The sequence below is a fragment of the Chryseolinea serpens genome (genome assembly GCF_900129725.1).
In the GTDB taxonomy this organism is placed as follows: Bacteria; Bacteroidota; Bacteroidia; order Cytophagales; family Cyclobacteriaceae; genus Chryseolinea; species Chryseolinea serpens.
Genome location: NZ_FQWQ01000005.1, coordinates 249,418 through 273,772, shown reverse-complemented (window position 1 = coordinate 273,772; position 24,355 = coordinate 249,418). Strand labels below are relative to the sequence as shown.

Annotated in this window: 27 protein-coding genes; 13 read left to right on the top strand and 14 right to left on the bottom strand. The window is 53.1% G+C overall.

Features of this window, described 5'->3' with window-relative positions; all coding sequences use genetic code 11:
- Window positions 1–8 precede the first annotated feature (8 nt).
- The 7 genes from BUB30_RS29195 to BUB30_RS35845 all read right to left on the bottom strand — a co-directional run bounded on the left by BUB30_RS29195 (window position 9) and on the right by BUB30_RS35845 (window position 8,433).
- Window positions 9–1,166, bottom strand: coding sequence for a VWA domain-containing protein (locus tag BUB30_RS29195; protein WP_073141746.1), 1,158 nt, complete (start codon window positions 1,164–1,166; stop codon window positions 9–11).
- Window positions 1,163–3,448 carry a DUF5682 family protein gene (locus tag BUB30_RS29190; RefSeq protein ID WP_073141744.1) on the bottom strand — a complete coding sequence of 762 codons (2,286 nt, stop codon included), beginning with the start codon at window positions 3,446–3,448 and terminating at the stop codon, window positions 1,163–1,165. Before BUB30_RS29190 ends, BUB30_RS29195 begins: the two co-directional genes overlap by 4 nt.
- Window positions 3,445–4,527, bottom strand: a complete 1,083-nt coding sequence (locus tag BUB30_RS29185) for an ATP-binding protein (protein ID WP_073141742.1) — start codon at window positions 4,525–4,527, stop codon at window positions 3,445–3,447. Before BUB30_RS29185 ends, BUB30_RS29190 begins: the two co-directional genes overlap by 4 nt.
- A gap of 25 nt (window positions 4,528–4,552) precedes the next feature.
- Window positions 4,553–6,046 carry a DUF5691 domain-containing protein gene (locus BUB30_RS29180; protein ID WP_073141740.1) on the bottom strand — a complete coding sequence of 498 codons (1,494 nt, stop codon included), beginning with the start codon at window positions 6,044–6,046 and terminating at the stop codon, window positions 4,553–4,555.
- Window positions 6,043–7,353, bottom strand: coding sequence for an SWIM zinc finger family protein (locus BUB30_RS29175; RefSeq protein WP_073141738.1), 1,311 nt, complete (start codon window positions 7,351–7,353; stop codon window positions 6,043–6,045). The genes BUB30_RS29180 and BUB30_RS29175 overlap by 4 nt, the downstream gene beginning before the upstream one ends.
- Window positions 7,354–7,433: 80 nt before the next feature.
- A complete protein-coding gene (locus BUB30_RS29170; protein WP_073141736.1) occupies window positions 7,434–8,003 on the bottom strand; it encodes a hypothetical protein in 570 nt (189 codons plus the stop codon).
- Window positions 8,004–8,310: 307 nt separating this feature from the next.
- Entirely contained in the window at window positions 8,311–8,433 is a 123-nt protein-coding gene (locus BUB30_RS35845) for a hypothetical protein (protein ID WP_255534579.1), read from the bottom strand.
- A gap of 236 nt (window positions 8,434–8,669) precedes the next feature.
- Between BUB30_RS35845 and BUB30_RS29165 the strand changes: the two genes are divergently transcribed.
- The 4 genes from BUB30_RS29165 (at window position 8,670) to BUB30_RS29150 (ending at window position 13,300) form a co-directional block, all read left to right on the top strand.
- A complete protein-coding gene (locus BUB30_RS29165) occupies window positions 8,670–10,250 on the top strand; it encodes an aldehyde dehydrogenase (NADP(+)) (protein ID WP_073141734.1) in 1,581 nt (526 codons plus the stop codon).
- Window positions 10,251–10,266: 16 nt separating this feature from the next.
- On the top strand, window positions 10,267–11,505 hold the full coding sequence (locus BUB30_RS29160; protein WP_073141732.1) for a DUF6786 family protein: 1,239 nt from the start codon (window positions 10,267–10,269) through the stop codon (window positions 11,503–11,505).
- A gap of 18 nt (window positions 11,506–11,523) precedes the next feature.
- Window positions 11,524–12,366, top strand: a complete 843-nt coding sequence (locus BUB30_RS29155; protein WP_073141731.1) for a fumarylacetoacetate hydrolase family protein — start codon at window positions 11,524–11,526, stop codon at window positions 12,364–12,366.
- 169 nt (window positions 12,367–12,535) lie between these two features.
- Window positions 12,536–13,300 carry a hypothetical protein gene (locus BUB30_RS29150; RefSeq protein WP_073141729.1) on the top strand — a complete coding sequence of 255 codons (765 nt, stop codon included), beginning with the start codon at window positions 12,536–12,538 and terminating at the stop codon, window positions 13,298–13,300.
- 55 nt (window positions 13,301–13,355) lie between these two features.
- Here BUB30_RS29150 and BUB30_RS29145 read toward each other — a convergent pair whose 3' ends face one another.
- From BUB30_RS29145 to BUB30_RS29130, 4 genes are all read right to left on the bottom strand, one after another.
- A complete protein-coding gene (locus tag BUB30_RS29145) occupies window positions 13,356–13,925 on the bottom strand; it encodes a GDYXXLXY domain-containing protein (RefSeq protein ID WP_073141727.1) in 570 nt (189 codons plus the stop codon).
- Complete coding sequence (locus BUB30_RS29140; protein ID WP_178377226.1) at window positions 13,922–15,229, bottom strand: DUF2157 domain-containing protein; 1,308 nt, start codon at window positions 15,227–15,229, stop codon at window positions 13,922–13,924. The genes BUB30_RS29145 and BUB30_RS29140 overlap by 4 nt, the downstream gene beginning before the upstream one ends.
- Before the next feature lie 118 nt (window positions 15,230–15,347).
- Complete coding sequence (locus BUB30_RS29135) at window positions 15,348–16,178, bottom strand: SMP-30/gluconolactonase/LRE family protein (protein ID WP_073141724.1); 831 nt, start codon at window positions 16,176–16,178, stop codon at window positions 15,348–15,350.
- Window positions 16,179–16,265: 87 nt separating this feature from the next.
- On the bottom strand, window positions 16,266–17,219 hold the full coding sequence (locus BUB30_RS29130) for a ligand-gated ion channel (RefSeq protein ID WP_073141723.1): 954 nt from the start codon (window positions 17,217–17,219) through the stop codon (window positions 16,266–16,268).
- Between the two features lie 338 nt (window positions 17,220–17,557).
- On the opposite strand from BUB30_RS29130, the gene BUB30_RS29125 reads away from it, so the two are divergent.
- Window positions 17,558–17,986, top strand: coding sequence for a hypothetical protein (locus BUB30_RS29125; protein ID WP_073141721.1), 429 nt, complete (start codon window positions 17,558–17,560; stop codon window positions 17,984–17,986).
- A 22-nt stretch (window positions 17,987–18,008) separates the two neighbouring features.
- On the opposite strand, the gene BUB30_RS29120 is transcribed toward BUB30_RS29125, so the two are convergent.
- Both BUB30_RS29120 and BUB30_RS29115 read right to left on the bottom strand, forming a co-directional pair.
- Complete coding sequence (locus BUB30_RS29120; protein WP_073141719.1) at window positions 18,009–18,578, bottom strand: redoxin family protein; 570 nt, start codon at window positions 18,576–18,578, stop codon at window positions 18,009–18,011.
- A complete protein-coding gene (locus BUB30_RS29115; RefSeq protein WP_073141717.1) occupies window positions 18,575–19,210 on the bottom strand; it encodes a 4'-phosphopantetheinyl transferase family protein in 636 nt (211 codons plus the stop codon). Before BUB30_RS29115 ends, BUB30_RS29120 begins: the two co-directional genes overlap by 4 nt.
- A gap of 51 nt (window positions 19,211–19,261) precedes the next feature.
- Between BUB30_RS29115 and BUB30_RS29110 the strand changes: the two genes are divergently transcribed.
- The 3 genes from BUB30_RS29110 to folB are packed head-to-tail and all read left to right on the top strand — an operon-like array spanning window position 19,262 to window position 21,287.
- Window positions 19,262–20,182: a WD40 repeat domain-containing protein gene (locus BUB30_RS29110; RefSeq protein WP_073141715.1), complete on the top strand. Its 921-nt coding sequence runs from the start codon at window positions 19,262–19,264 to the stop codon at window positions 20,180–20,182.
- Complete coding sequence (locus BUB30_RS29105) at window positions 20,179–20,931, top strand: DivIVA domain-containing protein (RefSeq protein ID WP_073141713.1); 753 nt, start codon at window positions 20,179–20,181, stop codon at window positions 20,929–20,931. Before BUB30_RS29110 ends, BUB30_RS29105 begins: the two co-directional genes overlap by 4 nt.
- Window positions 20,928–21,287 carry a dihydroneopterin aldolase gene (gene folB, locus BUB30_RS29100; protein WP_073141711.1) on the top strand — a complete coding sequence of 120 codons (360 nt, stop codon included), beginning with the start codon at window positions 20,928–20,930 and terminating at the stop codon, window positions 21,285–21,287. Before BUB30_RS29105 ends, folB begins: the two co-directional genes overlap by 4 nt.
- Before the next feature lies 1 nt (window position 21,288).
- On the opposite strand, the gene BUB30_RS29095 is transcribed toward folB, so the two are convergent.
- Window positions 21,289–21,612, bottom strand: coding sequence for a HesB/IscA family protein (locus BUB30_RS29095; RefSeq protein WP_073141709.1), 324 nt, complete (start codon window positions 21,610–21,612; stop codon window positions 21,289–21,291).
- A 69-nt stretch (window positions 21,613–21,681) separates the two neighbouring features.
- Between BUB30_RS29095 and BUB30_RS29090 the strand changes: the two genes are divergently transcribed.
- The 5 genes from BUB30_RS29090 to BUB30_RS29070 all read left to right on the top strand — a co-directional run bounded on the left by BUB30_RS29090 (window position 21,682) and on the right by BUB30_RS29070 (window position 24,318).
- Window positions 21,682–22,203 (top strand): DUF7935 family protein, encoded by a 522-nt coding sequence (locus tag BUB30_RS29090; RefSeq protein ID WP_073141707.1) that lies wholly within the window; start codon window positions 21,682–21,684, stop codon window positions 22,201–22,203.
- Window positions 22,204–22,273: 70 nt separating this feature from the next.
- Window positions 22,274–22,672, top strand: coding sequence for a YkvA family protein (locus BUB30_RS29085; RefSeq protein ID WP_073141706.1), 399 nt, complete (start codon window positions 22,274–22,276; stop codon window positions 22,670–22,672).
- Complete coding sequence (locus BUB30_RS29080; RefSeq protein ID WP_073141704.1) at window positions 22,669–23,307, top strand: NAD-dependent epimerase/dehydratase family protein; 639 nt, start codon at window positions 22,669–22,671, stop codon at window positions 23,305–23,307. Before BUB30_RS29085 ends, BUB30_RS29080 begins: the two co-directional genes overlap by 4 nt.
- A gap of 40 nt (window positions 23,308–23,347) precedes the next feature.
- A complete protein-coding gene (dtd, locus tag BUB30_RS29075) occupies window positions 23,348–23,800 on the top strand; it encodes a D-aminoacyl-tRNA deacylase (RefSeq protein WP_073141702.1) in 453 nt (150 codons plus the stop codon).
- Entirely contained in the window at window positions 23,797–24,318 is a 522-nt protein-coding gene (locus BUB30_RS29070) for an O-acetyl-ADP-ribose deacetylase (RefSeq protein WP_073141700.1), read from the top strand. The genes dtd and BUB30_RS29070 overlap by 4 nt, the downstream gene beginning before the upstream one ends.
- The last annotated feature ends 37 nt before the right edge of the window (window positions 24,319–24,355 follow it).

Sequence of the window (24,355 nt, the reverse complement as noted above, 5' to 3'; positions counted from 1 at the left end):
CTCAAAAATTATCGCTTTGTAATCATCTCCTCCTTTGCAGCCCACAGGCCAATGTCCTGCTTGCTGAGTGCGGCAGCCATGAGGTCGGGAAATTTATCGGGTGTGCAGGCAAACACGGGGATGCCAAGCGTGGCCATGTACGCTGCATTTTGGTGATCATAGCCCGGGGCACCATCGTCGTTCAGGGCCAGCAAGACGATGACCTGCACGCCAGCCTCGGTCAGGGCTTTGGCGCGCTTGCGCATTTCTTCCGGATTGCCTCCCTCAAATAAGTCGGTGATCAGGACCAATACCGTGTCCGTTGGCCGCTGAATGATCTGCTGACAATAGGTGAGTGCGCGGTTGATATCGGTGCCTCCCCCCAGTTGAACACCAAAAAGAAGTTCTACCGGATCTGAAAGTTCCTCGGTGAGATCGACCACATTCGTATCGAACACCACCATCCTGGTTTGGATGGCGGGGATCGACGCCATCACCGCGCCGAAGATGCCGGAGTAGATCACCGACGTGCCCATGCTGCCGCTCTGATCCAGGCAAAGCACCACATCTTTCAACGAACGCCGCCGTTTGCCATAGCCGATGCGCACTTCGGGGACAATGGTTTTATAGTCGGGTTGATAGTGTTTCAGGTTTTTGAGGATGGTGGCATGCCAGTTGATCTCGTTGTGACGCGGCCGCCGGTTGCGCGTGGATCGGTTCAGGCTACCCGCCACAGCTTGTTGCATGGGCTGCGCCAGCTTCTTCATGAGTTCTTCCACGACTTTGCGCACCACCTGCCGGGCTGTATCTTTTGTTTTTGATGGAATGACACGGCTCAAAGTCATCAGCGTAGCGACCAGGTGAACATCGGCCTCCACGTTTTCTAACATTTCTTTTTCGAGCAACATCGACGTGAGGTCAAGCCGTTTGAGGGCGTCTTGTTGCATCACCTTCACCACGGTGTTGGGAAAGTAGGTGCGAATGTCGCCGAGCCAGCGGCTCACGTTTGGCGATGAGGCGCCCAGCCCGCCTTTTTTTTCGGCGTCGTATAGGGCTTCCAATGTTTTATCGATCTGGAGGTCTACGTTCTGCAGGGAATAGTCCGTGCCGTCATTCTGACCACCACCCAGGATCATGCGCCATTTGCGCAAATGCTGTTGTTCTTCGTTGGAGTTGAGTTCGCTCATACGATGTTGTCTGCTGTTGGTGGGGTCGGTTTATTTTTTAATCCCAAAAGTTGCATCACTACCGGCAGCGACGCGACGCCGCGTTCGTGATCGATTTGATCGTCGCTGGTGGCACTTGCCATCACGTGCCCGCTGCCAGGACGTTTGGCCTTTTCTCCGATCTTGCGTCGTTCGGCATGCGAGAATTGAGAGAAGGTCCTTCGCAAGAGGGGGAGGAGCGCAATAAAATCTTCTTCGCGAATGCCCCGCACCCATTCGTTGACCAGCGTCCACAACCGCTCGTCCAGCAACAGGATCGTGCCGCTGCCTTTTAGAAATCCCTCCATCCACGACGCCGCAACGGATGGGTTGCCCGCAAATGTTAACGCGAAATGAAAACGATCGGCCAGCACATTGCCCTCCATCACTTTTGCGTCGGCCAGCAATCGCGTGCTGTAGCCGGCTACGAGCGGCGCGGTGTGAACATTGTCGCAAATGACTTGCAGCGTTTCGTGCCATTCCTGACGTTGCTCGGCTTGGTTTAGGAGGGCGATGGATTCGCTGAGTTGATAAAGGTGTTCGGCTATTTTTTGCGCAGCATCATCATCCACGGCCACGCACGCTGGGGGAAGGCTTACGCAGATGCGGGCGATCATAGAATTCACAATGCCCAGGAGCATGGTCTCGTCGGTCTGGCGGACGTTGCCATAGCGCGACACCGACACCAATGCGGGGAGCACCTCCAGCAATTGCATCACGTCGCCCGTAGCCGCTGCAAGATTATTGATCGCATTGATGAGGTTTTCGGCCGCTTCGGGTAGATCCGACGGGATAACTTTTGCCAGCAGGTCGCACACCTGTGCCAGGCTGGTGGCCTCTTGTGCTTCGTGGGCAACGTAGTGTGTCACGGCCTCCTCCAGGGTGTTGCCCCAGCTGCCTTTTTCTATTATTAATATGGAATACTCCGGTTCCCACCGCAGTTGCCATTGTTCCTTGAATGTTCCTTTACCCCGCACGTGCGCCAGGTGTCCCCAAGTGACACCCAACAATTGAAGACGGTGTAAAAAAATACTTCGCTCGAGGTGAAGTTCTTCGCGCAGGTCGAGGAGCAGGTCTTTGTTGCCGGCTTCGGCGGGCAGGCGAAGTTTTTTCTGAGATCGCTCTACATCCTGCAACAGCGGCGGCTTGGGGATCTCGGCCGGCACAGCGCCGATGGTGTCGCTCACGATCAGGGCTTCGCGGATCAGCTCCAGCAAAATCTCGTCGCCGTTGCAAAGCACGGCCAGCGTGGCTTCGTTCAACTCCGCCAATCCCGACTTGCTCACGCCGCGCAACGACGACAGGGCCTCGGCCAGGCGAACGGCCTCGATGATGTGTGCCACGGACGTGTCCATCTCGTGATTTCGAAACACTTGCGCCACTTTCGCCATCCACTGCACGCCATTGTCAAAGGGATGATGCCACAGGTGGCTGTACCATCCCGGCGAGTTGATGCCGGCGCCATAGCCGCTGGCAAAGGTGAGGCGATTATAGGTCCACGGGATCCACGTGGTTTCGACTTTTACTTTTGCGAGACCTTTGAGCAAGTCGGCATCGTCTTTTGCTTTGGGCATGTCGGTCAATGCCGGGGCATGCCATGCACCGCAGATCACAGCGATGTTTACAAAACCATCTTTCTCCGCCTGGCGGATCATCTTGCGCATGTGCGCCTCGCGAAGTTTTTCCACGAGCTCGTTCTTTTCCGGAAGATCCGAACGCAATGCACGCATCGCTTCATGTACCGCTTCAAAGGTGCCCTGGTGATCCATGCGTTGCTCGAACATATATTCCCACCAACGCTCACCATCGTCGAAGCCGGCCGCCACGGCCAGGTATTTTAAGGGATCGCGATACTCTGCTGTGCTCGCCTCCGCGTTCGAGAAGGCGGCGCTGGAGATGCCATCGTCCTCTTTTTTTTCTGTTTCTTTTTTATCGTCGTCTTTATCCAGGGCAAAGCGATGCGACAAGGGCAGGTCCATAAATCGCACGGGCACATTTTGTTTTCCGCCATATTGAATGGCCTGCCACTCGGGACTGAATTCTGCAAATGGGTAAAAGACGGCGCGTTGAGGTTTGTCGGGGCGATAGGCCAGGATGGCTACCGGTGGTTTTAACTCGCTGTGGGCCGCCCATCGCAAAAGTTCGTCGCCTTCGGGCGGGCCTTCCACGAGAATGACGTCCGGTCGCGACTGTTCCAGGAATGCTTTCACATTCCGCGCCGATCCCGGGCCATGGTGCCGTATGCCGAGTACGTGAATGCTCATATGCCCTGGTCGCGGCAGGCCCTGTAAATATCTTTCCACTCGTCGCGGGGCTTCACCACCGTTTCGAGGTATTCCTGCCAGATGATGCGGTCTTGCACGGGGTCTTTCACGACAGCACCGATGATGCCGGCGGCAAGGTCGGCCGCTTTCAGGGAGCCATCGCCGAAGTAAGTTCCCATGGCCACGCCGCTGTTCACTACCGATATTGCTTCTGCGGTACTCAAGGTGCCGGAAGGTGTTTTGATCTTTGTCTTGCCGTCCAACGACACGCCTGATCGCAGTTCCCGGAAAATAGTAACGATGCGTTTTATCTCTGCCACGGCGGGCGGCTCTGCGGGCAACTCCATGGCCTTCTCAAAACTTTGCACGCGCCGGCGCACGATGTCGATCTCTTCTTCGATGCTATCGGGTAGCGGGAGGATGACGGTGTTGAACCTGCGCTTCAAGGCACCCGACAATTCGTTCACCCCTTTGTCGCGGTTGTTGGCGGTGGCGATCACGTTAAATCCTTTGACGGCTTGCACTTCCGTATTCAATTCAGGAACGGGCAATGTTTTTTCTGACAAGATGGTGATGAGCGTGTCCTGCACGTCGGACCCGATGCGGGTGAGCTCTTCGATGCGGGCGATCTTGCCGTCTTGCATCGCTTTCATCACCGGCGTTTCCACCAACGCTTTTTTGGAAGGACCATCCGCCAGCAGCAGCGCATAGTTCCATCCATAGCGCACCGACTCTTCGCTGGTGCCGGCCGTTCCCTGGATCACCATGGTGGAATCGCCAGAGATCGCCGCCGACAGGTGCTCCGACACCCACGACTTGGCTGTGCCCGGCAGGCCGTATAACAACAAAGCGCGGTCGGTGGTGAGGGTGGCCACGGCGATCTCCATCAATCTTTTGTTGCCGATATATTTGGGGGAGACCTCGAATCCGTTCTTCAGCTTTCCGCCAAGCAAATACGTCACCACCGATTGGGGTGAGAGCTTCCAGTTGGGCGGTTTGCGGTCGGAATCATTTTTGGCGAGGGCTTCGAGTTCCTCGGCGAATTGATGTTCGGCGTGTTGGCGTAAGATGCTGCTCATATTTTTTCTGGTAAATGGCTTTGTTTTAACTGGAAAACGATTGAAGGATCTGTTGCTTCAACGTCAACACTCCCGATAGTTCATGCGACTGGTTTCGCCAATAGGCTTTCTTTTGTTCTTCCGAAGGCATAAAGGACTCAAGCTCCTTTAACATCTCCACCGGAATATTTTTGACGACGGCGCGATAAAATGGTTTGTTGTAGGCATACACTTCCTGGGATGTGAAAGCCAGCACGGCCTTGGCCAACTCATGGCTCCACTCGTCGTCGAAGTCGGTGAGCATGTTGATCAGTTCCTGGGGTCGTTTTTTTATGAAACGCAATGCATACCGATCGCGCTCCTTTGCCGGCAGCGATCCGATAAGCGACACCAAGGCGCTTTCCAATATTTCTTCGTCACCATGGTCCACCAACGCCTGGGCCCATGCGATATCCCGAAACTTTATCGCCGCCAAGGCCAATGCCGGAACATAGAGTGCTGTCTTTTTTTCTTTTTGGAAGAGTTTAATAATGGCTTCCGGCGTCTCCTTCAAATGATCGTTCCAAAACGAAGGAGGCACGGAGGCGATCAATTGGATGAGAATGTATTGCGTATCGCTCACATTTTTATCGCTGCTCAATTTCTCGATGCCACTTTTGAAAATAGGATCGGGGAAAGTGATCTTTTCATTTACTTCGACCGTCGTTTTGGCCAGCATGCCCAATAGCGCTTTCGAAGTTTTCATCGTCACGGCTTCTTTTAGTAGAGCCATGTAGCTTTGGACGGGTTGTGATGCGGGAATCCGTTTTATGAGGTCTTGTATGGCGTTGTTCACCTTCGTCCCTTTCTCTTTCAAACTCTCCAACCAGACGAGGTCGCTTTCCGATAGACCCGTACTCAAAATTTCCAGGAAAGAAACTTTTTCATTGGCGCCTTCCGTGTCCCACGAGCTTTGCAGCAGTTCCAGGGCGGCAGTGGGTTGTTGTGAGCGAAGCGATTTGAGCAAATCTTTTCGTTCTTCCGCCCGGCCGGTCTGCCACACGGTTTGGGCATCGGCTTCCGGCGCGGAGAAATTCCATTGCGGGTTTAAACGGCCCAACCACTCCCCTCTTTTTCCACATACCGACAGGATCATCGATCGCAGTTCCTTTTTTGCAACGCTGATGTCCAGCAACGCCGGTACACATTCCGGCTCAGCACATTTATGGGTGAGTTCACATTGTGCCAGCCAAATTTTTAGCAAGGCGGAATGTTCTTCGGAGAGGATCGTTCTCAACACCGCGGTGGCGCCCGCGTGACAATACGGTTTTACCTCTGCCTCCGCGGCCGACAAGACCGCCGACCGGAGGTTGAGCGGAACGCAACCGGATTGCCGGTACTGATACACCAAACTCCCAAAACGAAGAAAATCTTCTTCCGCATCCGGGGTATCGCTCACCTCGACTTGTTCTGTTATGGCCTCCGGCAGATCGGCTGCGCGAAGGGGCAGCTTGGTGGTGCCCAGCATGGCGTTGTTCACTATGGTTTCCCAGGCCTTCATGCAAAAAATGTGTAACGGTTGTTTACCCAAACCCCAAGCGGTTCAAAATCCTGGTCCTTGCCCATGGCAAATACCTTCAACGGCGCACCACCGCTCAAGGCCAGCAGTTGCCAGCCTTGTTGGAACGTGGGTGGAATAAAAACTCCATTGCCTTCCTCATCTCTCAACATCCAGCGATTGCCGTCTTTGAAAGGGATCACATTTTCAATCACCACCGGCACGCCCTCCAGCAGCGGATTCACGCGAAGTATTTCGGCGGCCACCTGCTCCACGGCATTCCAGTTTTTCAGGCCATCGATGTTGGTGTTGGATGGGCCATTATAATATTGCTTGATCAGCGCCCGCAAGGGGTAGGCGCCTTTGAAGAAACTCACTTCGGCATCGATCCACGACCCGGCCATGAGGTTCATTTCGGGAAATTGTCCTTTGGGGTAAAACTGCAGGATCAATGCATAGCGTCGCGATGAACGTCCGAACAGCCAGTTGCGCTCCACGTTGATGGCGTCTTCGCGGGTTGTGCGTTTGGCCAGCACAAACCATTCGTCGCGCAGACCGGCTTCGGCGCGCACGTCGTCCAGACTTTGGGTGAAGCCCACCTGGGTGCGGAGTTCAACTTGCAACGCCGGTGGCAATGTTTCCAGCCGGGGAAATCCTTCGAGCACAAGATAAATGCGTAGGAGTTGGTCGAGGAACGCGGTCTGCCATCCCTCCTGAAAAAAATTGATGTCGCGCAGCGTGCGCACCATCGCCGCCAGTCCGGGCGCCTGTGCATCGACCATGCGTCGCGTCATGGTTTCGAAATAGGCGGGGTCTTTACCAGGCAGGGAAACCAAGCCGTTGCGCACAATGTCTTTGATCCACAAACGCAGTTCGCCCATGCCTTCCTCCACGCGCTTGGTGCGGGTCTCCTGGCGCTTGGCTTGTGCGGCGGGATCGGCTTTCTTTTCTTTTTCTTTTTTTTCGGATTTCTGCTCCTCCCGCTCGTTGCGCTTGTCGAGCCAGCCGACGACCCAATCGGGCTCTGTCGCCGTCTTGAATAATTTTTTATCGCGGGCATAGAGCAAGAGCAGGCCCAATCCATGTTTACAGGGAAACTTCCGGCTGGGACAAGAACATTTAAACGCAATGTTCACCAGGTCGATCTGGGTTTGATAAGGAAGCTTGCCGCTGCCCTGGCATTCGCCCCACAACGCGCGGTTGCTTTCTTCGCGCTTGCCCCACTTCGATGGATTGGCTAATTCCTTCCCCGACTTTTTTGAGGCATCGTCGGGGGCCATGGACAGGATTTGATCTTCGGAAAAATGCATAGACTATAACGCACCAATCGTTAGGCGATCCAATATAGCAAGCTTCTTTAAAAAACCTCAGTCTTTAGACAGGATGGATTTCAATTATTGGGAGATGTGGGGCTGCTGAATTTGCGCAGGTTGCGCGTCTTGAATTCCTGCCAATAGCGCGCGCCCTCGAGGCTATCCATTTTCATCATCTGCCGGTAGATGAAGATCGCATTCACATAACACTCCTCCTTTTCGTAGGCTTCCGCCAGGCGTAAATAGTTTTGCAGCGAGGGGTCGAAGGCCAGCACCACTTTCATTTCTTCAATGGCCGGTCGTTTGGTCAATATTCGCAGACCATAAGTGTCGTTGCTGGCGCGTTTGCGCGACGGGGTGGACGAAGAAATGATAAGGGTTCGCTCGTTAAAGTTCTCGAAATGAAAATCCACGATGGTGTCCGTGACCTGGCGGGAAATAAAAACTTCGTCGCCATAAACGTTCATGAAATGGACACGGATGGGAAGTTTAGTGGCCGAGGGCACGCCGGCGCAGGTCCAGTAGATGGCAAAGCTGTCGGGATAGATGTTGGAAACCGCCGGCTGCCAGAACCGAACGGGTTGAGGTCTCTTCTGAAAAGAGAAACAGGTAGCTGCAAAGCACAGGAATAGAAGACACCGCGTCATACCAGTCAATATAGCTTCATTCTTTGAAAAAAAGAAAACGACGGAGCCTCAAGCGCCAGGATCGGGGTGGATGAAATGCATTTTTGCCTTGACGGCTCAAAGATTTGTGCCGATCACTCCATACAGCCGGAGCCGGCATGAAAAAAATGGGAGAATGACGAAGGCAACGGAAAAATGGGAGGCAGTAGCCTTGTTTTGGATGCCGGATGTTAAAAAAAACGTCCGCAGGATTTTAAAAGGTTGGATTGGCGTGGGCTAAAAACGAAAAAGGCTGCCGTTTCGGGCAGCCTTTTTTCCAGCTATCGGATTATTTCTTCTTTGCTGCTTTTTTAGCAGTTTTCTTTGCTGCTTTCTTAGCAGTTTTCTTTGCTGCTTTCTTAGCAGTCTTCTTTGCTGCTTTCTTAGCAGACTTCTTCGCTGTTTTTGCCATAGCGTTTTTTATTTAAGTGAAACAAATCTATCCATCGTATGATGAACTTTCAAGTGCGAATATAAAGCAGTATTACTGGAATACAAAATCTATGTAATGTTCTCAGCATTAAAGCAGTGGATGCTAAAGCTCGGGATGAACATGCCACTCGTAAATTAAAGACCTTGGCATCGCTCATAAATGCGTCATTTGTCATAAATTCATCTCCTGTTTTACAAACTTTTGACACCATCGCCATGACACTTACGGGAAAACAACTCATCGGATATACTGCCGCCGCCTCGGGCACCAAAACATTCAGCAACGACGACGTCGATGTAAGGTTCTTCGAAGCCACTGCGGCCGAAGTGGATCAAGCCGCCCGCCTGGCGTCCGATGCTTTCGCCCGCTATCGCCAACTGAGCGGCGTGACAAGAGCCGCCTTTCTTGAACGCATCGCGCATGAACTATCGTTAGTCCGCGCACCGCTCAATGAAATGGCCCAACGGGAAACCGGTCTTCCCAGTGCACGTCTCGATGGCGAGATCACGCGCACCATCAACCAGATAAAACTCTTTGCTGCGCTCATCACGGAAGGCTCGTGGGTGCGCGCCATGATCGACCCAGCCCAACCCGACCGCCAGCCGCTTCCCAAAGCCGACATCCGGCAAATGCAGATCCCCCTCGGCGTGATCGGCGTGTTTGGTGCCAGCAATTTCCCGTTTGCCTTTTCGGTTGCCGGCGGCGACACCATCTCCGCGCTCGCCGCAGGATGTTGCGTCGTCTATAAATCGCATCCCGGCCACCCGGCCACATCCGAAATGACCGGCGACGCGATCGTGCGCGCGGCGCGTGCCACCGACATGCCCGAAGGCGTGTTCTCTTTGTTGCAAGGGGCCGGCCATGAAAGCGGCGTGCAACTGGTGACGCATCCTTTGATCAGCGCCGTGGGATTCACCGGCTCGCTTGCCGGCGGACGCGCCCTCTTCAACGCCGCCGCCCAACGTGCAGAGCCCATCCCAGTCTATGCAGAGATGGGCAGCGTGAACCCCGTCATCCTGTTGCCCGGCATCCTCGCCGAAAAAAGTGCCGACCTCGCCAAGACACTCGCCGGGTCCAACACGTTGGGCACCGGACAATTTTGTACCAACCCCGGCGTCTTTCTCGCCCTCGACTCCAACGAAACCAACTCTTTTCTTCAAACCTATGCCAACACCATCGCCGCCACACCAGCCGACGGCATGTTGACAGAACCCATCTGCAAGTCGTACGCAAAAGGAATCGCCCGTCTTTCCAATCACCCCGAAGTGAAGGCCATGGCCACCGGACAGGCCACCGAAAAAAAACGCAGTGGTATTCCAAATGCGTTCAAGACCAGCGTCGCGGCATTCTTGAAAGATGCCTCGCTGCAGGAAGAAGTGTTCGGCCCGTCGGCGCTTCACGTGGTGGCCGGCTCCCGGGAAGAGTTGATCGAAGCCATTCGCCAGATGCATGGACAGCTCACGCTTTCGGTGTGGGGCACGCCCCAAGACCTGGTGGACTACAGTGATATTTTCAAAGTGCTGGAACTGAAAGGCGGCCGCATCATCTGCAACGGCGTGCCTACAGGAGTGGAAGTGACCCACGCCATGATGCACGGCGGCCCCTATCCCGCCACTACCGACAGCAAGTATACTTCGGTGGGCACGCAAGCCATCTACCGCTTCACACGGCCCGTCTGCTACCAGAACTATCCACAACATCTTTTACCTGCACCGCTGCTCAACGAAAATCCGCTCAACGTGTGGCGATGGGTGAACGGCCAGCCGCAACAGGGACCTTTAACTACGTCAGCCTAATTTAACTACGCCCTTCATGACTCGATCCTTTCGCTTTTTCGTTTTGTTTATACTCACCGCGGGCGTCGTCTCCTGCCGCAAGCCTCAACCGGTGGAAACCAAAGTGGAAGCTAAGCCGGTTTACACGATGGGCATGTACGGCTACGATGCATCCTTCCTGCGCGAACACACCAACCAGGTGGTCGAACTTTCGAATGAAGATCATAGCGCGAAGATCCTGTTGTCGGCCGAATACCAGGGAAGAGTGATGACCAGCACGGCGAAAGGCGATTCGGGAGTTAGTTTCGGATGGATCAACTACAAACTCCTGGGCTCGGAAAAAAAGATAAAACAATTCAACCCGGTGGGCGGCGAAGAACGGTTCTGGCTCGGACCCGAGGGCGGACAATATGCACTTTATTTCAAAAAGGGCGATTCCTTCGACCTCGATCACTGGCAAGTGCCCGCCATCCTCGACACCTTGCCCTATGAAGTGTCACAGGCCTCGCCCACGCAAGCCTTGTTCACCGCCAAAGCTTCGCTCACCAACTACAGCGGCACGCCCTTCTCCATCGGCATCGAACGCCGGGTGAATTTGCTGGATAGAGAAACCATTGCCTCCAAATTGAACGTGAGCATTCCCGAAAGTCTTTCGTTGGTGGGATATGAAACGGAAAACAAAATACAGAACCTGGGCAAGGACGACTGGAAAAAAGAAAAGGGCTTGTTGTCGATCTGGTTGCTGGGCATGATGACGCCGTCGGACCAAACCACGGTGATGATTCCCTTCCATGCAAAAGCCAACAGCCGGCAACTCATCACCGACAACTATTTTGGGACCATCCCACCCGAACGACTTCAGGTGACCGACAGCGTGGTCTATTTCCGGTGCGACGGCAAGCTGCGCAGCAAGATCGGCTTGTCACCCCGCATCGCCAAGACGATCGCCACCAGCTACGACTTCCGCCAAAATGTGCTCACGCTCATTCTGTTCCCCGTCGACAACACCGGCCGCTATGTGAACTCCACCTGGAAATTGCAAGACCAACCCTACCAGGGCGACGTGGTGAACGCCTACAACGACGGACCGCAAGCCGACGGCACACAGATGGGCCCATTCTATGAAATCGAGTCATCCTCGACCGCCAACGAATTGAAGGCCGGCCAATCCCAAACCTACCGCCAGATGACGTGTCACTTCCAGGGCGACTACGAAACACTGCGCACCCTAATGCAAAGCCTGACCGGCATAGACCTTAACACCCTTAAAAACTAACCCCCCTCTACCCTAGCCATGCACCTCTACAAAACCAAACAAGGCATCTTAGTCCGACAAGACCAAAACTATTTCCTGCTCAACGAAGACTGGGACATGCTGGTGAACCAACGCTATCTCCATGCGCACCTGGAAGAGAGCATTGGCAAAGCCACACCCTTCAAGGAAGACATCGATGTATTCCTGACCCACCACCTGGTAGCCCCCATCGGCAAGCAAGAAGTGTGGGCCGCCGGTGTGACTTACCTGCGAAGCCGCGATGCCCGCATGGAAGAATCGAAGGAGAGCGGCGGCGCCGATTTCTATCAACTGGTCTACGAAGCCGACCGCCCCGAAATATTTTTCAAGGCCACACCCCATCGCGTGGTGGGTCACGGACACCGCGTCAACATCCGCAGAGACTCCACCTGGAACGTGCCTGAACCCGAGCTCACGCTATTCATCAATGCCTATGGCGAAATACAAGGCTACACGGTGGGCAACGACATGAGTTCGCGCAGCATCGAAGGCGAAAACCCATTGTACCTGCCGCAAGCAAAGGTATACGACAAGAGCTGCGCCATCGGCCCGGGTCTTTATGTTCCCTCGGCGCCCATTTCGTCGGAAACCCAGATCAGTATCGTCATCCGCCGTGGGGCAAAAGAAATGTATGCGGCGTCCATCCAGTTGAACCGCATGAAGCGCACACTGCCCGAGTTGGCAGATTATCTTTACCGGGGATGCTCCTTTCCGCACGGTTGCTATCTCATGACGGGCACCGGCTTGGTACCCGGATCAGATTTCACGCTGCAAAAGAATGATGAGGTGAGCATCACGATAGACGGCATTGGAACCCTGGTGAACACCGTATCGGAGTTGTGACATGGACGCGGGAGCCTACGTGTTCCTGCGATCTTTCTCATGCACACCTATGCATAGGTTGTCCTTGTTAATTTTGAAAACGCAGGGCGTTTACCCTGAACCGTCATTTCTTATTAAACGTGAAATTTTATCCAATCTCATAAACTAGTTTGGTTGAAGACAAACGCATATGGTATACCATGTCTTAAATGGCGACGCTTTAGTTTCCGGCTTTAAGGCCACAGGCTTGTCCGGCGAGATCATCGTCGCGCGCGAATGCCTCATTGAAGGCGACCTGAAAGGCGAAACCCTTCCCGAGTTCCTGGAAAACCGGGCGCGGTTTGTCGAGGATGAATTCAACGAAGCGCGTGTCCACTACTACAACAACGTCGTACCTGAATTTGAAAAACTACTGAATGCCGAACCCGGATCAGAGTTTAACTTGTGGTTTGGGTATGATCTTTTTTGCAGGGCGAACATGTGGTTCGTGCTTTCCTTGCTGTCGCACCTGGAAGGCGACAAAGAAGTGAACGTAGTCTATCCCTCCTTTCGCGACAAGCACGACATCTGGCTGGAGTTCGGGCGCGCCACATCCGAACAATTGCAGGAAGCGTTTGACAACCGGATCAACTTCGCCGGGCGCGACTTCCGGTTAGCCGAAGATTTGTGGACAGCCTATAAACAAACCGACCTGGGGCGATTGCATGATCTCTCCATTTTTCACTCTCCGTGCTTTCCCTATTTGCCGGAAGTATGCCAGGCGCACATCGACCGGTTTCCCTACAAAGGAAAGAAAGGGCGACCCGAGCGGGTGATAGAAGATATTTTAAAAAAGAATGGGCGTGATTTTAAAACGGTGTTCAGGGAGTTCAGCGCCCGCGAAGGCATCTATGGGTTTGGGGATGACCAGGTGCGGAAGATCTATGATAAGGTGATGAAGGAGAGGAATCCTTAGGATATAACCTTTCAAACAAAAAATCCCAAATGTCGCTGCCAGGCGAAAATTAATTTTATTCGGGCGATTCGTTCAGGGCCTTTACTACCTCCACAATAGAACGATCGTTGATCATCACATCCGTTAGTACAGCCTTGCCTGCACCGATCCGCACCACACCGTAGGCCACTTGCGCAGAATCGCGTTGGGCTTCCCAATAGACCTTTTCCGCTTCCGATGCTTTGGATTCTTCGAGATAGAATCTGTCGAAGGGAAGTTCGATGGGCACGGGTCCTTCCTGAAAGTCCGGGTATAATGTTTTTGTATGCAAGTATGGACCGCTGGCGGGGGGATTGCGCGAGATGCTTGCCGGGATGGCAAAACCCGCCGAGTCTGTCGTGAACGTGACATAGGCCTCTTCTCCTTCATACCATTTATCGCCTGGCTCTGCTTCGACATGATTTTCGCTGAAGGATAGTGTGATGTATTTACCACGGAATGGATCGGACGGGTCGATCGGTTGCGTCCTGAATTTGTAGACGGTTCCGTTGAGCACAACGCCCTCGCTATCATAGATCATCTTGGCGGGCACCAACCATTGCGCGGCACACATGAATACAAAAAGAATGATGACAAATGTTTTCATGCGCTTTGCTTACGTTTTCGGATCATATAAAGGTTTGCTGCAAAGAATCCCGCGCCCACTCCAATGAAGAGAAGGCCTCGGACAACAAAGCTGAAATCGGTATCGAAGAAACGACAAATAATGAGTGCGGTGATAATGAGCAAACCGTAGTTCAATATGCCGAGATGATTCTTCAGGGCGCCGTCGCGAATGGTATATATCGCAAAGACGAGAACGACCAGGTTGACCGATAGCTGTGCGGCCACCGGCGATTCTTTGCCTAACACAAAAAGGGCTATAAAAAGAAGGAAAGCAAAAACCTTCAAATTGACCTCCGCCATGGGCTTGCGGCGAAGCAAAAGCACGAGGAGCGTGGCCGCCAGCACCGTGAAGATCATGGCAAAATAAAATTCGATGCTTAGTGCAAAATAGAGTTTTACACCCTCCGTGGACAGGGAAGCCAGTTCATCCCAATACCAATCGAAACTAAGCATCAGCAACAATCCCATGATGCCCAGGCTGCCCACGACGAGGAAGGCATTGGTGAGCACCCGGTTTGTTTCAAACATTTTCATCTGGCTTAGAATGACAAACGCGCTAAAAAGGCTCATGTACGTAATGACCACCACTTCGTCATTATTGCTTTCGAAGCAGCCCAGGCAAACGGTAATGGAAAGCGTGAACAACCATGAAATGAAATAGTAGAAATTAGTCTTCACACCTTTCAAGAGGAACTCCGTATAGCAGAATGGCAAGATCAATAGCAACATGGGCCAATATTTCCAGGGCAACACGCCCATTGAAAAATAACTGAAATAGCCCACTTCGCAGGCATACCAGGTGACGCCCACGATATACAGCATGGCGGTTGCCGGTGAACGAAGCACATAGACCACGGGCAAGGTGAGCAACATCCACACCATGAGAAAACGGCCGAAGTTGCCTTCTATATTATAGACCTGCCCGACGATAGAGATACTCAAGGCAATGGCGAAACAAAGAAAAACGCCACACCCCTCACGCCACGCCCGGCTGGGGATATTTTTTATGACAATATATCCGCAAACGGCTTGTGCCACGAGCATCGGAAATAAGCCGACCAGGAGTTTTATTCCCTTTGGCAATTCGTCCCAATTGTGCGCCACGATCAACACGAGTCCCATGCTCACCAACAATCCTCCCAGGATGCTGAACACGATCAACAGTCGGTTGGTGGATGGATTGGGTTGGGCGTTGTAGTGGTCCGCTATGCGCTGCGCGGTTTCTTCGCTGATAACGTTGGCCCGGACAAGCTCCGGGAGTTCTTTCAAAATCTGTTTGCTCATGCGGGTCGCCGGTGTCGTGGAGATGTCCGGGGTGGGAAGGTACTCATTTTTTAAAAATAAAAAAGCTGCCCGGTGTGTTCCGGGCAGCTCCATGCCTTTTCAGACCGTTGGCTTTTTTTTATTTTGCCAGGGTATAGGCCATCACGCCGTTGGCAAAGAACGTGGGCACATACAAGGTATTGGTCTTTGCGTCGAACTCGATGTCGGCGGCGTTCCATTTTTGCTCGCGGGTGTCAAGGAGTTTTTTTACTTCGCCTTTTGCGTTTACAAAATCTACTTCACCGTTCCAGCTCGACACGAGGTATTCGTCTTTGCCCACGGGCACTACGCCATCGGCACCTTCGGCAGTGGTGGTGTATTTGGTGAATTTTTTGTCGGCCGTGAGTTTATAATTTATGCCCGTGGCAAAATCCACGACATAGAGATCCGTGCCTTGTGCGAGCAAGCCGTTCACACCTTTCAATTCGGTGCTCTCGAAATAGACTTCGGCTTTGCCGTCTTTGATGCGGTGGATCTTGTTGGTGCCCGTGTCGGAAACATAGACATTGCCTTGCTTATCTACCGTGATGTCGTTCAGGAATTTGGAGTCGGGGATCTCCACAAAGCTGGTGATCTTTCCAGTGCCGATGTCGATGATGGCCACGCGGCTGATGTCGGCGACATACAGGTTATTTTTGAATTGTCCCATGCCTTTGGGGGCATCCAATCCTTTTACCCATGCCGGAGAAATGATCTTGCCGGCGGGCGATACTTTGGCGATAGAGCCCACACCGTCTTTGCCATCGGGTTTGCCGTCGATGCAAGCCACATAGAGGACATTATTTTTTGCATCGAACAAAACAGACTCGGGCACGCGGAGCAGGGTGTCGGTCTTCCATTTCAAGGTGAGGGTCTGTGCGGACGCTGTCAGCGCAACGAGCGACAGCATGAGGGTAAGCATTCTTTTCATAGCCGTATTTTATTTTGGGTTGAGACAAAGTAACACATTCCGTTCGGGGAAGTTCGGTCTGTTCGAAGAAATTCCAGGGCCGGTAGATCAGCTCAGGGCCATCACGATGAAAACGATGTTGGCCAGCAGGTAAGCCCCCACCACAATTTTGGCTCCCTGTCGGTTCACGGTCAATGCCAACGCTTCGTTGCCCCGATCGACCAGTTTCAACGAAATGGCCGACACAATAAGTGTCATCAAAATGGCGACAAATGTGAGCGCATGCAACGTGTCCACTAAGGTAAACGACGACGACTCCGGCAAAAGGGAATCGATAATATACTTGTTACCCACCGCGGCAAACAAACCACCCACCGGCAACCCAAAGCGGGGCTCCAACTCGGCGGGATGCGGCGTGAAGCTGACGATGGAGATGAGAAAGGCGATGTACATGCCGATAAAGATCTTCATGAACAACCCCCACGCATCGCGCTCGATCTCCATCTCGATGTTGAACGACGAGAACACCTGCGACGCACTGGAGGGATCGCCGAAGCCGGTCTCGTATACATTTTCTTCGCGGCTCACTTTGAAGTTGGTGATGGTCCAGCCGTCGATGGCATCGTCGTGGTCGAACTGGCTTCCTTTTATGTCGGGATCGAAGATGAGCTTGGTCTTATCAAAGAGGGTATTCTCGATTTGCACCCGCAGGTGTTGTGAGTCGAAGGGGAAATCGCGCACGTCCCACTTTTCTTTCATCGTGCACTTCATCTTCATGATGGCCCACGCTTTACCATCGATGCTGTCGGGGATGATCTCCGGTGGTTCGATGGATTTGGCGTTGGGGATATCCAGTTGTTTGGAGAAATCGAAATCGGGATTGTCATAGACAAACCAAAGCCAGAAGCGGACCGTGTATTCTTTGTCGTGAAAGTTGATGTCGTGCACGCTGATCACATAGCTTCCCACCTTCACCGTGTCGGGCGGCGCGTCCGTGGTTTCTCTCGCGGGAGCCAGGAAGGGTAGACAAGAAAGGAGGAGAACTGTGTAAAGCTTTTTCATGTGCTTTTGAGTCGCCCCAAAATTAATTTTTTTGTCTTGATTATCACCATCCCTTCTGTGAAGACAACAATTTTGCGGGCTACCGGCCAGGGATTGGAGTGGAAAGCCCGCAGTGCGGTGGGGATGGGAGTGTGATTTGTTTGATGGAACACCCAACAAATGATTCAGGGTTATAGGAATGTAGGGGAAATTGGGTGGGCGGACTTGGAACGTAAAGCCCGGCCCGAGGCCTCCGAGGGGGCCGCCAAAACTTTTACCAGGGAAGCCCCTGCTTTTAACACCCTTCCTAAAACTGAGCTTTTTGTACTATTTTCGTGCTCGATAAAACCAACACTTTTATGTACGAATTTTTGCTCAAAGCACACTCCGGTCTTCGCTATCTCGTATTGCTCGGGTTAGTGGTGGTTGTGATAAAATCATTGATGGGTATGTTGAACAAACAACCCTACTCTAGCCTCGACAACAAGCTGGGGTTGTTCACTTTTATCTTTACGCACACGCAACTGCTGCTGGGGTTGCTGTTATATTTTGTGAGCCCGTTCGTACAGTTCGGCGGTGCCACCATGAGCGACAAGACGACCCGTTACTGGACCGTTGAACACATCACGGGCATGCTGGTAGCCGTGGTATTGATCACCCTGGCGCGCGCCACATCAAAGCGGATGCCCATCGATGCCGACAAACACAAGCGCATGTTCATCTTCAACTTCGTGGCGCTGGTGGTGATCATTGCCGTGATCGCGATAAGCGGCCGCAAGATCGTCTGATCCTTCTTAAATTATTTTTCTGTTACTTTTTACGGATGGTGCAGCCCACGGGTCGCACCTCCGTAGTGGCAGGCTTCTGGTTGCTCAACAGGCTGTCGATGGCATCTTTGAGATAGGCATTGCGCACGTCGGCCTCCACCTGGGCGTTGTCGTCGATGGCGCCGGAATAGAGTACGGCGAATTTGCCACCGTTGTTCTTTAACACAAATACCTGGGGACTCTTCGTGGCACCCAACGATTGCATCACGCTTTGATCTTTGTCCGCCAGGTAAGGCGCAGACACGCCCCACTTCTGCGCGGCCTTCGTCATGTTCTCGGCCGACTCGGGCGCGTCAACGCTGGCATTCACCAGCAGCACGGGTACGTTGTCCGGGTGACTGTTCGCGAGCTTGTTGATGCGGGCCCGGTAGTATTCATCGTAGGCGCAGGCGTTGGTCGTGAAGATCACCACCACTCCGGCACTGGACGAATAGCTGGCCAGCGACACCTTGCTTCCGTCCACCACATTGGTAAGGGAAAAGTCAGCCACCGGTTGAGCCATGATCGCAGGGAAGACGCCGAACAGGGCCACCAGGAAAAGAACCGTTCTCATATTTTTTCGGATTGGTTGAAAACAACTACAAAGTTGGGGTATACGATATAGTGTAAAGATATCATGGTTACGCTATCCTTAACAATTATTCTGCCACGAATATCGCCCTCCATTTCCTCGCGAAATGGGCTAATTAGGAGGTTTTCCGAGAAAACCAGGTCCTTTTTGCCATAGACTTTCAGCAGCGCTTCCTTGGCGCACCAGTAGATGCAATGCTTGGCCAGACTGGTGCCGGCATCTTGTAATTCTTCCGGGCCAAACACCCGCGGTGCGATACGAAACAATTTATCTTTGGGCTGTTCCAGGTCGATGCCGACGGGTTGGTTTAGGTCGAGCAGGGCGCCGGCATACGGGTAGGAATGGCTCAACGACAGGTGGACCCCAAGTCCCCTGGGCGAGGGCTTGCCAAACTCGTCTTTGGTGATCCCTTGAAAAGAAAGGTTCATTTTCTCCATGATGGTCTTCACCAGGACACGGCCGGCCAGGAACTCCAGGCGCTTGTTGGGGTGCACCAGGGTGTCGGGTACGGTCTCATAGGGAAGAACTTGGGCCGACAACTCGCTTTCAGTCTCTGAAATTCGCCACAAGGCCCAGGCGCGGCCGGGTTCCTGAACTATTTTTTCTAAGGGCATGCGGAATAACTTTTCGAAAGTTAGAACTTTCGGAAAGTTAATCGACGTACGTTGAAGGTAGAAGTTCAAAAACTGCACACGCTCACGGGCCACTCGGACTGCGTCTATACGCTGGCCCGCTCGGGCGACAGCCATCATTTTTTCTCCGCCGCCGGCGACGGCATGGTGGCGCGCTGGGACCTGCGCTCACCCGAAACCGGCGAGCTCATCGCCCGGCTCCCCAACTCCATCTATGCTTTGCATCATCATCTCCTCCATGACTTTCTGGTGGTGGGTCATAACTATGATGGCATTCACTTGTTAGACTGGCAGAATAAAAAGGAGATCGGGTCGTTACAACTTACGAAGGCCGCCATCTTCGACCTGCAAAGCTTAGGGGAGGATGTGCTGGTCGCGGCAGGCGATGGAAGCCTGACGAAGGTTGCCTTGCCTTCGCTCACCGTGAAAGACCAGGTGCAAGCGTCGGCACAGAGCGCGCGCACCATCGCCGTGAACGAGGCACGTAACGAAGTAGCGGTTGGGTATAGCGACAACAGCATACGCATCTTCGATGGCGACCTCCGGTTGAAACAGGAGTGGGTGGCACATGCCAACTCCGTGTTCACGTTACGGTATAGTCCCGATGGCCAGTACCTCCTCAGCGGCTCGCGTGATGCGCGCTTCAAAGTGTGGGATGTCTTGGGTGGATACCGGTTGGCAGGCGAGGTGGTGGCTCACCTCTTTGCGATAAATCATATCGATTTTAGCCCGGATGGCAAACATTTCGTAACTTGTAGCATGGATAAATCCATTAAGGTGTGGGATTGGGAGGCGTTGAAGTTGTTAAAAGTAATCGACCGGGCCCGCCATGCAGGGCATGGAACTTCTGTCAATAAACTTCTGTGGACAAACTATAATCAGCAATTGGTCAGCGCCAGCGACGACCGGAGCATCTCTGTCTGGAACATACATTTTGAAAAACAACCTTTATGAGAATAACACCCCTGGACATACGGCAGAAAACCTTTGAGAAGAATTTCAGAGGTTACGAAAAAGATGAGGTGAACGCATTCCTCCTTTCGCTTTCCCAAGAGTGGGAAAGAATTGTCGATGAGAACAAAGAGCTGCGCATCAAGCTCGAATCCACGGAGCGCGAAGTGACCAAGCTGCGCGAGGTGGAAAGCTCGCTGTACAAAACTCTGAAGACCGCCGAAGACACCGGCGCCAACGTGATCGAGCAAGCCCGCATGGCCGCCGACCTCCACCTGAAAGAATCGCAGATGCGCGCCGACGGCATGCTGAACGAAGCCAAAGTAAAAGCCCGCAATACCATTGAAGACTCCGACATGCGCGCCAAAGAAATACTGGCCGAAATGGAAGACCGCCTGAAAATGCTGGTGGAAAACTACAAGCAAATGGAAGCCACGCGCGACGACCTGCTCACCAACATCCGCCACATTGCCAGCGATGCCCTGGACCGCGTGGAGCGCTCCCGCGTCGCCATCAAAGAGTTTGATCCCGACAAGCATCTGTCCATGGCCAAACGCGAAGCCAAGCGTGTAGCCTTCCCTAATCAGGTTGATATAGAAAGACCTTCCCGTGCCGAAATGCGGGCCGAAATCAGACCGGAGCCCATTGTGATCGAAAAAGAAGTGGTGCTGGAACAACAGACCACCACCATCCGCGTAGAGGCACCGCCCGCGAAAAAAGTACAACGCTCATTTTTTGACGAGATCGGATGACCGGAATCATTTCCCTGGAAGGCTTGCAGTTCCATGCCTTCCACGGCGTCTATCCGCACGAACGCGAATCCGGCAACTGGTTTGAGGTGGACGTTTCTGTGGAAACCGATTTCTCCAAAGGCGCCGCCGAAGATGAACTGGAGGGCACCGTGAACTACGAGACCATTTTCCAGATCGTGAAAGCCGAGATGCAGCTGCCTTCGAAGCTGCTGGAGACCGTGGCCGAGAAAATCGTGAACGACATCCTGACCCAACTGCCCACCACGCTTTCCGTAAGACTCAAGATCTCCAAGCTCAACCCACCCATTGGGGGCAAATGCACCAAGGCCAGTGTTCAGTTGGAAAAAAGACGATAGATTATTTTTCGGCCGGCTGATCTTCCTTCGACGGGTCCACGAACACAAACCCGCGCGCCTCATCGCCCTCAAAAAAATCAACCTCTTTGCCGATGATATACATGGTGTGTCGCTTGTCGATGTAGACCGGAATGTCGCTGATGGTGTAGGCGATGTCGGTGTCCTTCTTTTTGTCGAACCCGATGAGCAGGGACACGCCACAGCCGCCACCCTTCACGCCCACACGCAGACCGTAGCCGGCGGGAATGTTCTTGGTTTGCATGATCTTGCGTATCTCTTCCGCCGCCCGGGGTGACAAGGTTACGGGTTGAAGGCTTTCAAACATCTGCTGCAGGAAGTAATTTAGCGCTCAAAATTATTTAATTTCAAACACAAATAGCTGTAAATAAATTCTATGGATCCGCTGGTAATGTTCATCATGGTTTTGGTTCCCGCCGCCCTCGTGTTGTATGGGGCCTTTTTGCTGGTACGCACCTTTATTCAGAAAGAAATCGATCTGAAAAAGCTGGAAGTGCGCAGCCGCAGTATCGAAACCGTGTTGCCCAACCGCCTGCAGGCCTACGAACGCATGGCGCTGTTCCTGGAACGAATGGCCCCCCAAAACCTGCTGGTACGCCTCAGCACCTCGGGAATGGCCTCGCGCGAGTTCCACCAACTGTTGCTGGCCGAGATTCGGAATGAGTATAACCACAATGTCTCGCAACAGGTGTATATTAGTGAAGGCGTATGGGAAATGATCAAAAATGCCAAGGAAGACCTGATCGTTTCCATCAACGACGCCGCCAGCGAAATGACCATGGATAGCACCAGCCTGGACCTTTCGAAAAAGATATTTGAGAAATCGATCACCAAGTCCGTTGACCCGCTGGCACACGCGCTGCTGGAGCTGAAGAAGGAAATCCAGCAAACTTTCTGAGGGAATTAATCCCCGGCAGGTTTCGTTTTCAAGGGCACCCTCTCGCATTTGGAGCATATAACTTTTGCCGATGAAAAATCGCTTTTTCGAGTTGGCCACACGCCAAGCTGCCCGTCTTTTGGGCAAACCAGGCCGGTTGAAGACCTTGCTGCTGCAATTTGCCGGGAAGGTCAACACCGTGAAATGGGGTGACGTTCGGATACAGGCTTTCCGGGAAAAATTCTTAGTGCTGGGCCGCCTGTTGCGGGCCTATGTGGTGGGTGACTATCGCGAGATCCCCTGGAAAACCATGCTCACCCTCGTGGCCGCCCTCCTCTATTTTGTGAACCCCCTCGACCTCATTCCGGATGTGATCCCCGTGACCGGCCTAACCGACGACTTTGCCGTTTTGGTTTGGGTGTACAACGCCATGCGACTGGAGATCGATAAATTTCTGGCTTGGGAAAAAGCGCGGGAGGTCAGCCTATGAAAACCGCATTGATTGCCGGGAGCACCGGATTGATTGGCAGCCAACTGTTGTCGCTGCTCTTGCAAAACCCCGCCTATACCAAAGTGATCGCGCTCACCCGCGTGGATCTGCCACAGCATCCTAAACTGACCCAGATCAGGGTCGACTTCGCGCGTCTTGGGGAAAATTCGTCCGCCCTCAAGGCAGACGAAGTGTATTGCTGCCTGGGAACAACCATGGCGAAGGCAGGCTCCAAAGAGAATTTCTACCAGGTGGATTTCTATTTTCCTTTTTTGCTGGCGAAAACAACCCGGTCCGTAGGGGCGAAGAAATTTATGTTGGTGTCGGCTTTAGGCGCGAACAAAAACTCTTCTATTTACTACAACCAGGTGAAGGGCGAAATTGAAGAGGCCATCTCCAGCGTCGCCTTTGATGCCGTTCATATTTTCAGACCCTCTTTGCTTTTGGGGCCGCGCACGGAAAAACGTTCGGCCGAAGATGCCGCTAAATTTTTCTACAAGGCTTTCGGATTTCTGATCCCCAAAAAATACAAAGCCATCGAGTCCGTTAAAGTGGCTCGCGCCATGCAGCACTTTGCAGCAGAAGATAAAAAAGGTATTTTCATCCACGAATCCGCGGACCTGCAACAATTTTGATCAGCGGGCGGATCAACGGGATTAACCTTTTTATTTTCATATGATCGCAGTCATTCAACGCGTCTCGTCCGCGTCTGTCACCATCGAGCAGGTTGTCAAAGCTTCCATCGGCACGGGTCTTTTGGTTTTGGTAGGCATTGAAGATGCCGACAACGCCGAGGACATCGACTGGCTGGCGGCGAAGATCGTGAACCTGCGCATCTTTGAAGACGACCAGGGCGTGATGAACGTGAGCGTGAAAGACGCCGGCGGCGACATGATCGTGGTGAGCCAGTTCACCCTGCACGCCAGCACCAAAAAAGGTAATCGTCCATCCTATATCAAAGCGGCCAAACCGGAAGTAGCGATACCGTTGTACAACCAATTCGTACAGGCCGTGGAAACACAACTCGCCAAAGCCGTACAAACAGGTGAATTTGGCGCCGACATGAAAGTGGCCCTCCTCAACGACGGCCCCGTGACCATCATCATCGACACAAAAAACAAAACATGATCCCCCTCGAATGCATCCAGGCCGACATCACCACCCTGGAAGTGGATGCCATCGTGAATGCGGCCAACACGAGTCTGTTGGGAGGTGGTGGCGTGGATGGCGCCATCCATCGCAAGGCCGGTCCACAATTGTTGGAGGAATGTCGTGCGATACGCAATCGCCAGGGAGGATGTCCAACGGGAGAAGCGGTGATCACGGGCGCAGGACGGTTGCCCGCAAAATTTGTTATCCATGCCGTTGGGCCCGTGTGGCAAGGCACCAACCCGAAAACGGAAGCCCTGCTCGCCAGCGCCTACCGCCACAGCCTGGAACTGGCCGTAGCGAATCATGTGAAGTCTATTGCCTTTCCGAATATCAGTACCGGGATCTACGGCTTCCCAAAACCACGGGCGGCAGAGATCGCCGTCGCGGAAGTGACCCGTTTCCTGGAAACGAATTCCTCCATCGAACAGGTGCTCTTCGTATGTTTTGATGAAGAGAATTTTGATATTTACAAAGCGATGCTGGGTCAGTCCTGAAGCAGCATCGTTGTGATCTTTTGTTTTATCATCAATA